The organism is Duganella margarita, from assembly GCF_009857535.1.
In the GTDB taxonomy this organism is placed as follows: domain Bacteria; phylum Pseudomonadota; class Gammaproteobacteria; order Burkholderiales; family Burkholderiaceae_D; genus Rugamonas; species Rugamonas margarita.
Window position 1 is genome coordinate 1 of record NZ_WWCS01000007.1, and the last position, 13,148, is coordinate 13,148.

12 protein-coding genes are annotated in these 13,148 nt (G+C 64.8%); 7 read left to right on the plus strand and 5 right to left on the minus strand.

Annotation, left to right across the window (positions count from 1 at the left end; genetic code table 11):
• The 4 genes from GTP55_RS12555 to GTP55_RS12570 form a co-directional block, all read right to left on the minus strand.
• Positions 1 to 244 (minus strand): hypothetical protein (locus GTP55_RS12555; protein ID WP_202423691.1); only part of this gene is annotated, 244 nt, incomplete at its 3' end.
• 150 nt (positions 245 to 394) lie between these two features.
• A complete protein-coding gene (locus GTP55_RS12560) occupies positions 395 to 1,804 on the minus strand; it encodes a sigma-54-dependent transcriptional regulator (protein WP_161045283.1) in 1,410 nt (469 codons plus the stop codon).
• Positions 1,795 to 3,108, minus strand: coding sequence for a sensor histidine kinase (locus GTP55_RS12565; protein WP_161045284.1), 1,314 nt, complete (start codon positions 3,106 to 3,108; stop codon positions 1,795 to 1,797). The genes GTP55_RS12560 and GTP55_RS12565 overlap by 10 nt, the downstream gene beginning before the upstream one ends.
• Positions 3,109 to 3,198: 90 nt before the next feature.
• On the minus strand, positions 3,199 to 4,212 hold the full coding sequence (locus GTP55_RS12570) for a LacI family DNA-binding transcriptional regulator (RefSeq protein WP_161045285.1): 1,014 nt from the start codon (positions 4,210 to 4,212) through the stop codon (positions 3,199 to 3,201).
• 92 nt (positions 4,213 to 4,304) lie between these two features.
• Between GTP55_RS12570 and rimO the strand changes: the two genes are divergently transcribed.
• The 7 genes from rimO to GTP55_RS12605 all read left to right on the plus strand — a co-directional run bounded on the left by rimO (position 4,305) and on the right by GTP55_RS12605 (position 12,808).
• Positions 4,305 to 5,696: a 30S ribosomal protein S12 methylthiotransferase RimO gene (rimO, locus tag GTP55_RS12575; RefSeq protein WP_110847635.1), complete on the plus strand. Its 1,392-nt coding sequence runs from the start codon at positions 4,305 to 4,307 to the stop codon at positions 5,694 to 5,696.
• Between the two features lie 79 nt (positions 5,697 to 5,775).
• A complete protein-coding gene (locus GTP55_RS12580; RefSeq protein WP_161045286.1) occupies positions 5,776 to 6,624 on the plus strand; it encodes a creatininase family protein in 849 nt (282 codons plus the stop codon).
• Positions 6,621 to 7,865: a YncE family protein gene (locus tag GTP55_RS12585; protein ID WP_161045287.1), complete on the plus strand. Its 1,245-nt coding sequence runs from the start codon at positions 6,621 to 6,623 to the stop codon at positions 7,863 to 7,865. The genes GTP55_RS12580 and GTP55_RS12585 overlap by 4 nt, the downstream gene beginning before the upstream one ends.
• Entirely contained in the window at positions 7,865 to 9,037 is a 1,173-nt protein-coding gene (locus GTP55_RS12590; RefSeq protein ID WP_161045288.1) for a cystathionine beta-lyase, read from the plus strand. Before GTP55_RS12585 ends, GTP55_RS12590 begins: the two co-directional genes overlap by 1 nt.
• Complete coding sequence (gene hisC, locus GTP55_RS12595) at positions 9,034 to 10,092, plus strand: histidinol-phosphate transaminase (RefSeq protein ID WP_161045289.1); 1,059 nt, start codon at positions 9,034 to 9,036, stop codon at positions 10,090 to 10,092. The genes GTP55_RS12590 and hisC overlap by 4 nt, the downstream gene beginning before the upstream one ends.
• 47 nt (positions 10,093 to 10,139) lie before the next feature.
• Positions 10,140 to 11,372 (plus strand): putative DNA modification/repair radical SAM protein, encoded by a 1,233-nt coding sequence (locus GTP55_RS12600; protein ID WP_161045290.1) that lies wholly within the window; start codon positions 10,140 to 10,142, stop codon positions 11,370 to 11,372.
• Positions 11,369 to 12,808: a UdgX family uracil-DNA binding protein gene (locus GTP55_RS12605; RefSeq protein ID WP_161045291.1), complete on the plus strand. Its 1,440-nt coding sequence runs from the start codon at positions 11,369 to 11,371 to the stop codon at positions 12,806 to 12,808. Before GTP55_RS12600 ends, GTP55_RS12605 begins: the two co-directional genes overlap by 4 nt.
• Here the strand turns inward: GTP55_RS12605 and GTP55_RS12610 are convergent.
• A complete protein-coding gene (locus GTP55_RS12610; protein WP_161045292.1) occupies positions 12,780 to 13,142 on the minus strand; it encodes a DUF4870 family protein in 363 nt (120 codons plus the stop codon). The genes GTP55_RS12605 and GTP55_RS12610 overlap by 29 nt on opposite strands.
• Positions 13,143 to 13,148 lie beyond the last annotated feature (6 nt).

Genomic DNA, 13,148 nt, shown 5'->3' on the forward strand with positions numbered 1-13,148 from the left:
GGCGGGCCGGCGCTGCGGCTGCGAGGCGAGCGGCTCTGTCCGGACGCGGCGGCGGTGCGTTCGCCGCAGCAGGCGGTGCTGGCGGGACGCCTGTTGCCCCTTCCGGCGGAACTGGTGGTACGGGCGGTGGCGGCGGTGGCGCGGCCTGGTCAGGCGGTGGCGGCACTTGCGCGGCGATGGCGCCGGTGGTCAGGGTTGCCAGGCCCAGGGCGAGCGACAGCACGGAAGATTTGATAACGTTCATGATGTACTCCTTCTGTAAGAGGTGTACCCATGACTATGCAGATCCCGTGCCATGCCGGACTGTGCCTGATTTGCGCAAGTTATGGCGGCCGCAACAGGCAATGTGTCCGCTTTGGTGACGATGGGCCGTCACCAAAGCGGACAACTGTCCCTATTCGATGTCGTATTGCGCCAGCTTGCGGTATAGCTGTTGCCGCGACAGGCCCAGACGCCGGGCCGCTTCGCTGCGGTTACCGTCGGCGGCGGCCAGCGCTCGCCGCAGCATGCAGGATTCCAGCAGTTCCACCGCGCGGTCGAGCGGTCCGTCCCAGTCGATCTCCGCAGTGCCAGCCGGCGTGGCTGCCACCGTCACCGGTGCTGTCGCCGCCGCCGCTGTCGCTGCCTCAGTCGCTGGTGCCGGCGCCGCCCGCGATAGCGGCGCCGCGTCCAGTCCGAGGTGTTCAATGTCGATCAAGTCCCCCTCGCTGAGGGCGATGGCGCGCAGCATGGTGTTGCGCAACTCGCGCACATTGCCCGGCCACGGGTGGCCTTGCAGCGCGGCCAGCGCCGCCGGCGCCAGACGTTTGGCGCGGCCATGCACGTGCTGCCGCAGGAAATGCGTGGCCAGCAGCGCCACGTCGCCGTCGCGCGCGCGCAGCGGCGGCAGCTTGATGGTGATCACCTGCAGCCGGTACCACAAGTCGGCGCGGAAGCGGCCGGCCGCCACCTCCGCTTCCAGATCGCGATGAGTGGCTGCCACCACCCGCAAATCGACCGCCACCGCCTGCCGGCCACCGACCGGCGTCACTTCGCGCTCCTGCAGCACGCGCAGGATCTTGGCCTGGGTCGGCAACGCCATGTCGCCGATCTCGTCGAGGAAGAGGGTGCCGCCGTCGGCTTCGCGGAAGCGCCCGAGCCGGTCGCTGGCGGCGCCCGAGAACGCGCCTTTGACATGGCCGAACAGTTCGCTCTCCAGCAGCTCGGCCGGAATCGCCGCGCAGTTGACGGCGACGAAAGGACCGGCCGCCCGGGCGCTGTTGGCGTGCAGCGCCTGCGCCACCAGTTCCTTGCCGGTGCCGGTCTCTCCGAGCACCAGCACCGAGTTATCGCTGTCCGCCACCAGCCCGATGCGCTTGAAGATGGCCCGCATCGGTGCGCTGTTGCTGAGCATTTGTTCGCCGGCCTGGGTGTCGTCGTCGACTGCCTCGGCGACCGCCGGCTGATGCGCGCGCAGCGCACGGGCCAGCGCCTGCGCCAGTTCGTCGCGGCCGACCGGCTTGGTCAAATGGTCGAAGGCGCCCAGGCGCATGGCGTCGATGGTGTTGGAACCGCTGGCATACGCCGTCAGCACGATGCACGGCAGGCCGGGCGCCATTGTCGCCGCGGCGCGCAGGAACGCCAGGCCATCGTCGCCGGGCAGGCGCAAATCCACCAGCGCCAGATCGATGCCGCCGTCGCCCAGGCTGGCCAGGCCGGCTTCGCAGCTGCCGGCCTGGCGCACCTGGTAGCCCAGATCGTCCAGCGTCTCGGCCAGCGTCATGCGGAATGCGGTGTCATCGTCGACGATCAGTATCAAGGCCATGGCAACTCCAGTTCAATGCGGGTGCCGCGCTGGCGTGCGGTGTCCAGGCTGACCCGGCCGCCGTGTGCCTGGACCACCTCCCGGACCACCGCCAGCCCCAGCCCGGTGCCACCTTCGCGGCCGGTTACCAATGGGTCAAACAGCGTGGGACGCAGCGCTGGCGGCACGCCGTTGCCGTCGTCGGCCACCCATATAAGAAGTCGCGCGCCGTCGCGCGCCGCCCCCAGCTCGATATGGCCGCCGACGGGCGTGTGGGCCAGTGCATTCCACAGCAGATTATCGATCACGCGCGCCATGTGGGCCGGATCGAACAGGGGCAGGCCGCGCGCCGCTTGCGCCAGTTCCGGCTGCACCGCCAGCGCGGTGGTCAGGCCCAGGTCGGCGGCGGCGTCGGCGTGCGCCAGCAGGCGCTGCGCGAACCAGTCGTCCAATGCCACCGGCGTGCGCTGGGGATGAAACGGCTGCGTCAGCGCCAGCAGGCTGGAGATCAGCGTTTCCAGGCGCTGCACCTGCAACAGCGTGGTGCGCAGGGCGGCGTCGGTGCGCGCTTCGCGCTTGGCCGGCGGCGCGGCCAGCGCATTGTCCACTTTCATGCGGATGGTGCCGAGCGGATTGCGGATTTCGTGTGCCAGACCGGCCGCCAGGCTGCCCAGCGCGGCCATCCGTTCGCTGGCGGCGAGCAGGGCGCCGAGACGCTGCGCCTCGCGGCCCCAGCGCGTCAGCAGGAAGGCGAACCAGCCGCCGGCCAGCAGCAAAGAGCCGAGCAGCAGGCTGACCGCCAGCACCAGGTGATTCAGGGTGCCGGCGGCGATGGTGGCGACGCGGGTCAGGGTCCATCCGGCCAGGTCGGCCGAGACCGGGCAGGCGCTGTAGACGACCGCCTCGCGCAGGCCGGGCCGGACGTCGAACACCGCCGCGCCGCCGGCCAGCGCCTGCTGGGACAAGGCGGCGATGCGCGGCAGTTCGGCCGCCGGGGCGTCGTTCTTGACGCCGCTGCCGTCATAAGTGGGAAAGGCGTACGCATACACGCCGCGCTGGGTCGTCCACAAGCCGCCTTCGAAGCCGGCGTCTTCGCGCAGTGCCATGTCGACCACGGCGCGCGCCAGCACTTCGCCGCCGGTCTGGCGCACATTCATGCGTTCGACGCCGGAGCGCATGATCTGGCAAATCACCGCCGCGCGCGCGCGGGCGGACGCCACCTGAGCATCGGCGCCTTGCCGTCCCAGTTGCAGCAGCAGCCAGATCAGCGCCATCACCATGGCGGCAATCGCTGCCCACAGCCAGGACAAATCGCGTTTCAGCATGCCGCTCAGCGCCACGGGAGTCTTTCATCGTTGATGTTGCAACGATTATAGGCGGCGCTTGCGGGTTTTCTGTATCGTGGCGTACATAGCTCAGCGATTGGCGTGGGGCGCCACCGAGCCGCGCACCGTCACCGTCACCGGGAACGCGCGCGCGATTTCGTGCTGGGTGCCGTAGCAGATGTTGAGCAGCCAGCGCACCGCGTTCTGCGTCAACTGCTGCATCGGGATGTGCACCGAGGTCAGGCCCGGTGACGAGAACTCTGCCGAGTAGTCATCGTCATAGCCGACGATCGACACGTCATCCGGCACGCGAATGCCGGCGCGGTGGAAGCACGACATGGAACCGACCGCCATTTCATCATTCGCGCAAAACAGGCCGGTGAACCGGCTGCCCTCGTTGATCAGCTGCTGGGTGGCGCCAAAGCCGCCTTCGCGCGAGAAGTCCGATGCGATCAGGCGCACCGCGTCGCGTTCGATGCCGTGGCGCGCCAGCTCGTCGAAGAAGCCGTTCAGGCGCTCCTCATTGTCCGAGGTGCCGACCGGACCGGAAATCACCGCCAGCTGGCGATGGCCGGCGTCCAGCAAGGTGCGCGCCGCCAGTTCGCCGCCGTGGTAGTGGTCCGGGCAGAACGACGACGCCTCCAGCCCCGGACTGCGGCGGTTGAGGAAGGCCATCTTGGGATGCATCTTGTGCAGCATCTGCATATCTTCGTCCAGCAGGTCGTGACCCAGCACCACGATGCCGTCGCAATCGCGGCCGATCAGGAACTTGACCGCTTCGATGGCTTCATCGCGCGGCGTGCCGTCGCCGCAACCGGTGGCCACCACCACGTGGCGGCGCATGGCGCGCAGTTCGATGTCGGTTTGCTTGAGAATGGTGCCGTAGTAGGCGCCGAAGAAGGAGGGGCAGAAAATGCCGATCATGCCCAGCGACTGCGCCGACAGCGAACGGCCGATGGAGGAGGGGCGGAAGTTGAGTTGCTCGATGGCGGCTTGCACCTTCTTCATCGCTTCCGCCGAGACCGGGCCGGCGCCGGAAATGGCGCGCGATGCTGTCGACATGCCTACACCAGCAAGCATTGCGACGTCTTTCAGTGTTGCCACACAATCTCCTCTAGCAATGGGCGTTAAGCCACTATCGTAACATGGTATAATCGTCGATTGCTCGTAATTATTGTGAAGCTTTAGGCAACCATATGCAATCGCAACCACTCTCCCGTTTTCCCCAGCCAGCCGCCGGCGCGCCAGCACCGAAAGTGGGCTTTGTATCGCTCGGCTGCCCTAAAGCGCTGGTCGACTCCGAACAGATCCTGACCCAGCTGCGTGCTGAGGGCTACGAGACCGCCAAGTCCTACGCCGGCGCCGATCTGGTAATCGTCAACACCTGCGGCTTCATCGACGCCGCCGTGCAGGAATCGCTGGACGCCATCGGCGAAGCGCTGGCCGAAAACGGCAAGGTGATTGTCACCGGCTGCCTGGGCGCCAAGAAGGACGCCGCTGGCGACGACATCATCACCAAGGTCCACCCGAAGGTGCTGGCCGTCACCGGCCCGCACGCGCTGGCTGAAGTGATGGATTCGGTCCACTTGCACCTGCCTAAACCGCACGAGCCGTTCATCGACCTGATTCCGGCGCAGGGCATCAAGCTGACGCCGAAGCATTACGCCTACCTGAAAATCTCGGAAGGCTGTAACCACCGCTGCTCGTTCTGCATCATTCCATCGATGCGCGGCGACCTGGTGTCGCGTCCTATCGGCGAACTGCTGCTGGAAGCGGAGAACCTGTTCAAGTCGGGCGTCAAGGAACTGCTGGTGATTTCGCAGGACACCTCTGCCTACGGCGTGGACGTCAAGTTCCGCACCGGCTTCTGGAACGGCCGTCCGATCAAGACCCACATGACGCAGCTGATGGAAGCGCTGGGTGAACTGGCCAAGTCCTACGGCGCCTGGGTGCGCATGCACTACGTGTATCCATACCCGCACGTCGATCAGGTGATCCCGCTGATGGGCGAACACATTCTGCCTTACCTGGACATTCCGATGCAGCACGCGCATCCGGATGTGCTGAAGCGCATGAAGCGTCCGGCCAGCGGCGAGAAGAACCTGGACCGCATCCTGGCCTGGCGCAAAATGAATCCGGACCTGACCATCCGTTCGACCTTCATCGCCGGCTTCCCGGGCGAGACGGAAGCGGAATTCGAATACCTGCTGGACTTCCTGAAGGAAGCGCAGATCGACCGCCTGGGCTGCTTCGCCTACTCGCCGGTGGAGGGCGCCACCGCCAACGAACTGGCCAATCCGGTGCCGGAAGAAGTGCGCGAAGAGCGCCGTGGTCGCGTGATGCTGCTGCAGGAAGAAATCTCGAAAGCGCGCCTGAAAGCTAAAGTCGGCAAGACCGTGCGTGTGCTGATCGATGAAGTCAACCGCACCGGCGGCGTGGGCCGCTCGGCCGCCGACGCGCCGGAAATCGACGGCGTGGTGTACGTCAAACCGCCGTACGAACCGCACAAGAAGCTGGCCGTCGGCCAGTTCGTCGATGTGAAAATCACCACGTCCGACGCGCATGATTTGTGGGGCGAGGCGCTTTAAGGCGTTTTTCTCGATACATCCACTATAATAAAGGCGGACCGGCGTTATCGCGGTCCGCCTTTTTTTGTTAGTGAGCCTTATGCGTGACTTGAAACTCCCGGCGGCGCTTGCCGCCTGCCTGCTGGCCGGCCTGCTGGCGCGGCCCGTCATGGCTGCCGACGCTGCCGTCATGCTGGAAGAGATGACCAGCACCGAGCTGCGTAGCCGCATCGACGCCGGCGCCACCACCGCCATCATCCCGATCGGCGGCACTGAACAAAGCGGCCCCTATATCGCCCTGGGCAAGCACAATGTGCGCGCCACCGTGCTGGCGCGGATGATCGCGCAAAAGCTCGGCAATGCGGTGGTCGCCCCGGTAGTGGCTTACGTCCCGGAAGGCAGCATCACGCCACCGGCCGGCCACATGAAATTTGCCGGCACCCTGTCGATTCCTGAATCCACCTTTGAAGAGCTGTTGGCCGCCACCGCGCGGAGCCTGCGCCAGCATGGCTTCCGCCGCATTGTCTTCATCGGCGACCATGGCGGTTACCAGAAAAGCGAAACCCGCGTGGCGCAGAAACTGAACAAGGCCTGGGCCAAGGACGGCGACGCTGCGGCCCTGGCGCTGCTGGCCTACTACGACGTCACGCAGGAACCGTTTATCGCCGACCTTGAAAAGCGCGGCTACAGCAAGGCCGAAATCGGCCTGCACGCCGGCCTGGCCGATGCGGCGCTGATGCTGGCTACCGATAAATCCCTGGTGCGTACCGAGGCGCTGGCCAAAGGGCCGTCGCCGACCGCAGCGCAAGGCGTGCGCGGTGACGCGCGCCGCGCTACCGCCGAATTGGGCAAGCTTGGCGTGCAGCGCATTGTCGACGCCTCGGTGGCAGCGATTTCCGATTTTGCGGCGCATGGCGCGCCGTCTACTTCTAGTAAAGCATCCAAATGAAAACTAATCGTATCGTCTTGGCGGCGCTGGCCGTCGCTGGTTTGATCGGCGCTGGCGGTTTGCTGGCTGTCGCCAATATGGAGAATGCGCAGGCTGCACAAGCCGCGCCGGCCGCCGGTACTGCGCCTGCGGCGCCGGTCAACGTCTACGCCGGCATCGGCCCGGCCAATATGAGCCCAGCCACCAAGGACCAGCTGCAACGCGTCTACGTGCCCAATCTGCGCTCCAATGACGTGTATGTGATCGATCCGGAAACGCTGAAGGTGGTCGACAAGTTCAAGGTCGGCGTCGGCCCGCAGCACGTGGTGCCGGCCTACGACCTGCAAACACTGTGGGTGGCGAATAACGCCGAGCGCACCAACAAGGGCAGCCTGACGCCGATCGATCCGCGCACCGGCAAGCCTGGCCCACAGGTGGCGGTGGACGACCCATACAATATGTACTTCTCGCCGGACGGAAAATCCGCCATTGTGGTGGCGGAAGCGTTGCACCGCCTGGACTTCCGCGATCCGAAGACAATGGCGATGCAGTACGCGATCGATGTGCCGCAATGCGGCGGCATCAACCACGCCGACTTCTCGCCGGACGGCCGCTACGCCATGTTCACCTGCGAATTCGACGGCGCCGTGGCGCGCATCGACCTGAAAGAACGCAAGGTGGACGGCTATCTGAAGCTGTCGATGCCGGCCACGCGCTTCTCCGAAAAAGACCCGATCGACCAGTTGCTGGCGAATGAGGTGTGCAGCAAGAAGAAGGGCATGCCGCAGGATATCCGCGTCTCGCCGGACGGCAGGCGTTACTACATCGCCGACATGGACGCCGACGGCGTGCACATCGTCGATGCGGCCACCTTCACCAAGGTCGGCTTCATCCCGACCGGCGTCGGCGCGCACGGCCTGTATCCAAGCCGCGACGGCACCAAGCTATATGTGGCCAACCGTGGCACGCACAATATTCACGGCAAGCGCAAAGGCAAGGGCCGCGTGACCGTGATCGACTTCGCCAGCGAAAAAGTGGTGTCGCAATGGGCGATTCCCGGCGGCGGCAGCCCGGACATGGGCAACGTCAGCGCCGATGGCAAATATCTGTGGCTGTCCGGCCGCTTTGATGATGTGGTGTACCGCATCGATACCGCCAACGGCGACGTCAAGCAGGTCAAGGTCGGCCAGGAGCCGCACGGCCTGACCGTCTGGCCGCAGCCCGGCCGCTACTCGCTGGGCCACACCGGCAATATGCGTTGATGGCGACCGTGAAAAAATCCCCGCAGACGGCGCTGATCCACACCGATTACAAGGCGCCGGCAGGCTTCGACGCTTTCCCGGTCGGCATCCATCACGCCTCCACGGTGCTGTTCAAGAACGTGGCGGCCATGCGCTCGGGCGAATGGAAAGACAAGAACGCCTATACCTACGGGCTGCATGGGACGCCAACCACGTTTACGCTGGAGGCGCGGCTGGCGGAAATCGAGGACGGCAAGTACTGCCTGCTGGCGCCGAGCGGTCTGGCCGCCATCTCGATGGTGGATTTCGCGCTGCTCAAATCCGGCGACGATGTGCTGCTGCCGGATAACGTCTACAACCCGAACCGCGAACTGGGACGCTGGCTGTCGGCCGATTTCGGCATCACCGCGCGCTACTACGATCCGCTGATCGGCGAGGGCATCGCGGCGCTGATCCAGCCGAATACAAAGCTGATCTGGACCGAGGCGCCGGGATCGGTGTCGATGGAAGTGCCCGACCTGCCGGCCATCTGCAAGGCGGCGCATGAACGCGGCGTGCTGGTGGCGCTGGATAACACCTGGTCTGCCGGCCTGGCGTTGCGCGGTTTCGATCTGGGCGTGGACATCATCATGCAGGCGCTGACCAAGTACCAGTCCGGCGGTTCGGATGTGCTGATGGGCGCCGTCATCACGCGCGACCGCGAGCTGCACGACCGCATCAGCCTTGCGCACATGCGGCTGGGCCTGGGCGTGGGTGCGGACGATGCGTATCTGGTGCAGCGCGGCTTGCCGACCATGCGCCTGCGCTTCGACGCGCACGACGCGGCTGCGCGCAAGCTGGCGGCCTGGCTGCAAACCCGGCCCGAGATCGCCAGGGTGCTGCACCCGGCGTTCCCGGAATGTCCCGGCCATGAGACGTGGAAGCGCGACTTCAGCGGCGCCGGCGGCCTGTTCTCGGTGATCTTCGACGAACGGTATACCGAAGCGCAGACCGACCGCTTTGTCGATGCGCTCAAGCTGTTCAAGATCGGCTATAGCTGGGGCGGCGCCAACAGCCTGGTGATGCCGTACCGCATACAGCATATGCGCAAGGACTGGACCGACAAGGGCATACTGATACGCTTTAACGTGGGCCTGGAAGAAGTACATGATTTAATCGCCGACATCGAGCGGGCATTTGAGGAAATGGCATGAGCAAGTTCTGGAGTAAAGTGGTTCACGGCTTGACGCCATACACGCCGGGCGAACAGGTGCAGATGCCTGGCCTGATCAAGTTGAACACCAACGAAAATCCCTACGGTCCGTCACCGAGGGCGGTCGCCGCGATGCAGGAAGCGGCAGGCGACGGCCTGCGCAAGTATTCCGATCCGTCCAACGCGGTGGTGAAGGATGCAGTGGCGCGCCATTTCGGCCTGACGCGCGAACAGGTCTTCGTCGGCAATAGCTCGGACGAAGTATTGGCACATACCTTCCACGCTTTGCTCAAGCACGATTTACCGCTGCTGACGCCCGATATCAGCTACAGCTTCTATCCGACCTATTGCAGCCTGTATGGGATTGAGGCTTTCTACGTTCCGCTGAACGAGCGCTTCGAGATCGATGTGGAGGATTATCAGCAGCCGTGCGGCGCGATCATCCTGGCCAATCCGAACGCGCCGACCGGCATTGCGCTGCCGCTGGCGCAGATCGAGGCCCTGCTGGCGGCGCATCCGGAACAGGTGGTGGTGATCGATGAAGCCTATGTGGACTTCGGCGCGCAGAGCGCCGCTGCGCTACTGGGCCGCTTCGATAATCTGCTGGTGATTCAGACGCTGTCCAAATCGCGTTCGCTGGCTGGTTTGCGGGTCGGCTTTGCGCTCGGCCATCCGGACCTGATTGCGGGTCTGGAGCGCGTGAAGAACAGCTTCAATTGCTATCCGCTGGGGCAGGTGCAGCAGGCCGGCGCGGTGGCGGCGCTGGACGATGTGGCCCATATGGAGCAGACCTCGAACGCCATCATCGCCAGCCGCGCGTGGCTGACCGCGCAGATGCAGGCGCTGGGCTTTGAGGTGCTGCCGTCGCAGGCCAACTTTATCTTCACGCGTCATCCGCAGCATGATGGTGCGCAGTTGGCGGCAGCGCTGCGTGAGCGCGCCATCCTCGTGCGCCACTTCAAGGCGGCGCGCATCGACCAGTTCCTGCGCATTACAATCGGCACCGACGAAGAGTGCGGCAAATTGGTCGGCGCCCTGAAAGGTATTTTGTCCTGAACAAGTTCTGATATACTGTATGAAAATACAGTATATCGAGGCATGCGATGGAATTGACGGACAAGCTGGAAATCCTGGCAGATGCGGCTAAATACGACGCTTCATGCGCCAGCAGTGGCGCGCCGAAGCGCGACTCCATCGGCAAGGGCGGTTTTGGCGCGACCACCGGCATGGGCATCTGCCACAGCTACACACCGGATGGACGCTGCGTCTCGCTGCTCAAGATCCTGCTGACCAATTACTGTTTGTATGACTGCCAATATTGCGTGAATCGGCGGACGTCCAACGTGCCGCGTGCGCGCTTCGCGGTCGCTGAGGTGGTGCGGCTGACTACCGATTTCTATCTCCGCAATTACATCGATGGGCTTTTTCTCAGCTCGGGCATCATCCAATCGGCCGATTACACCATGGAGCAGCTGGTGCAGGTGGCGCGTGAGTTGCGCGAGGTGCACCAGTTTCGCGGCTATATCCATCTGAAGACGATACCGGATGCCGATCCGGCGCTGATCGAGGCGGCGGGGCGCTATGCGGACCGGCTGAGCGTCAACATCGAGCTGCCGACGCAGGACAGCGTGCAGAAGCTGGCGCCGGAAAAGAGTGTTCACACGATCAAGCTGGCCATGGGCTCGATCCGGCGCAAGCTGGATGAAAAGGCGGAGGAGCCGAAGTCGCCGCGCTTTGCGCCGGCCGGGCAAAGCACGCAGATGATCGTCGGCGCCGATGCCAGCGATGACCAGCAGATTTTGTCGACGGCGGAGACGCTGTACGGCAGCTATAAACTCAAGCGCGTCTACTATTCGGCGTTTAGTCCGATTCCGCAAAGTCCGAAGAGCGTGCCGCTGGCGCCGCCGCCGATGATGCGCGAGCATCGGCTGTATCAGGCCGACTTCCTGCTGCGCAGTTATGGTTTCCAGGCGCAGGAGTTGTTGCCGGCCAGCGGCGGCAACCTGGCGCTGGACATCGATCCCAAACTTGCGTGGGCGCTGGCGCATCGCGAGCACTTTCCATTGGACCTGAATCGTGCGGAACCGCACATGATCGCGCGCGTGCCTGGCATAGGATTACGCAACGCGCAGCGCATTGTGGATCTGCGCCGGCTGCGGCAGGTGCGCTATGCCGATCTGTCGCGTTTGCGCTGCAGTATGAAGAAGATTGCGCCGTTCATCATCACGGCGGATTATTTTCCTGCGCGCGACGCCAGCCCGTCCGAGCATCTGCGGCGGTCGATGGCGGAGGCGCCGCAGCAAATGAATTTGTGGCCGGAGTTGCAGGCAGCATGATACGCAAGGTGGTGCAGTCGTTTGACGAATGGCGGGCGGCGGTGCGGGAGTTGATCGCGCAGCGCGTGCCGCCGGAGGCGGCGGAATGGGCCGGTAGCGAGGACGAGGGCGATTTGTTCTCGTCGGCCGCCGCCGTGACCGCCCCCGACGCCACCGCGCAGCCGGTCACGTCGACGGCTGCGTTGCGCCTGCCGCGCGAACTGGTCGAGATGCTGGTCAGCGCTGCCTGCTTCAGCGCCCCTGACCGCTGGGCCTTCCTGTACAAGGTGGTCTGGCGCTGGCAGCTGGGAGAACGCGATGTGATGTCGGCCGCCGATCCGGACGGCGCGCGCCTGTACACCATGGTCAAAGCCGTCCGCCGCGAGGAGCACGACATGCATGCCTATGTACGATTCCGCGAACGCAAGGAGGAAGATGGCGCGCCACGCTTCGTCGCCTGGTTCGAGCCGACGCACGAAGTGCTCCCGCAAGTCGCCCGGCACTTCGCCCGCCGCATGGGCGACACCACCTGGATGATCGCCACGCCCACCGCCACCGTGCTGTGGGACGGCCAGCAACTGCACGACGCGCCGCCACGCATGCGCAGCGCGGCCGACATCGACGACGCCGGCGAAGCACTGTGGCTCACCTACTACCGCAGCATCTTTAACCCAGCGCGTCTGAATGCCGACCTGCTGCGCAGCCATATTCCGTCGCGCTTCTGGAAAAACCTGCCGGAAGGCGCCATCGTGCCGACCATGATCAGCGCCGCCGCCAACGGCGACCGCCGCACCGGCCAGACCAGCACCGTCGGCCAGCGCAGCGGCGCCACCACCATCGCGGTAACGGCGGAACGCGCGCAACCGCAACGCGAACAACCGGACACGCTGGATCAATGCCGCCGCTGCGAACTATGGCGCAACGCCACGCAAGCCGTGCTGGGCGTCGGCCCGCGCAAGGCACGCATCATGCTGGTGGGCGAACAACCGGGCGATCAGGAGGACCTGCAAGGCCTGCCGTTTGTCGGTCCGGCCGGCGCGGTGCTGGACCGCGCGCTGGCCGAAGCGGGCGTGGCACGCGACAGCGTCTACCTGACCAACGCCGTCAAGCACTTCAAGTGGGAACTGCGGGGCAAGCGCCGTTTGCACAAGACGCCGGCGCAGCGCGAAGTCAGCGCCTGCCACGTCTGGCTGGAGCAGGAACTGGAGAAGGTCAAGCCGGAAGTGGTGGTGGCGCTGGGCGCCACGGCATTGAAGTCAGTGCTGAAGGATGGCAGCGCGACGATGAGCGCCGTGATCGATGCGCCATTCCAGCATGAGGGACGCTGGGTGGTGGCGGTCTACCATCCATCCTTCGTGCTGCGCGCGCGGGATGAGGAAAGCCGCCAGCAGGCCTACGACGTGATCGTCGCGGGCCTGCGGCAGGCACTTACACTGGAGCCGGTTCGTTCCGGTTGATGCGGCTGATGCCGACGATCAGGCGATACGCCTTCCATAGCCAGGCGCCGATCCAGATCAACCATGCCACCGGAATGCCGATAATGGTCATGAAGAACACGGCGCCGACCACTACCCACACCGCATACCACCAGAACGAGCGAATCATCCAGGTGTGATGGCTGTGCACGAAGCTGCCCTCGGTGCTGGGCCGTTGCAGGTAGTTGAGTATCAGCGGGATGATGGAGAACGCGCCGAGCGAAAATACAAAGCTGACCGCGTGGATCACATACAGCCACCATGCGGTGGTCTTGGCCGATTCCAGGCGGCCTTCCAATACGAGTTCTTGCGACATGATCTC

Coding starts and splice junctions, on each gene's coding strand:
- GTP55_RS12560 (WP_161045283.1), bottom strand. CDS start 1,804: ATGGCCTTGATACTGATCGTCGACGATGACACCGCATTCCGCATGACG.
- GTP55_RS12565 (WP_161045284.1), bottom strand. CDS start 3,108: ATGCTGAAACGCGATTTGTCCTGGCTGTGGGCAGCGATTGCCGCCATG.
- rimO (WP_110847635.1), top strand. CDS start 4,305: ATGCAATCGCAACCACTCTCCCGTTTTCCCCAGCCAGCCGCCGGCGCG.
- GTP55_RS12580 (WP_161045286.1), top strand. CDS start 5,776: ATGCGTGACTTGAAACTCCCGGCGGCGCTTGCCGCCTGCCTGCTGGCC.
- GTP55_RS12585 (WP_161045287.1), top strand. CDS start 6,621: ATGAAAACTAATCGTATCGTCTTGGCGGCGCTGGCCGTCGCTGGTTTG.
- GTP55_RS12590 (WP_161045288.1), top strand. CDS start 7,865: ATGGCGACCGTGAAAAAATCCCCGCAGACGGCGCTGATCCACACCGAT.
- hisC (WP_161045289.1), top strand. CDS start 9,034: ATGAGCAAGTTCTGGAGTAAAGTGGTTCACGGCTTGACGCCATACACG.
- GTP55_RS12600 (WP_161045290.1), top strand. CDS start 10,140: ATGGAATTGACGGACAAGCTGGAAATCCTGGCAGATGCGGCTAAATAC.
- GTP55_RS12605 (WP_161045291.1), top strand. CDS start 11,369: ATGATACGCAAGGTGGTGCAGTCGTTTGACGAATGGCGGGCGGCGGTG.
- GTP55_RS12610 (WP_161045292.1), bottom strand. CDS start 13,142: ATGTCGCAAGAACTCGTATTGGAAGGCCGCCTGGAATCGGCCAAGACC.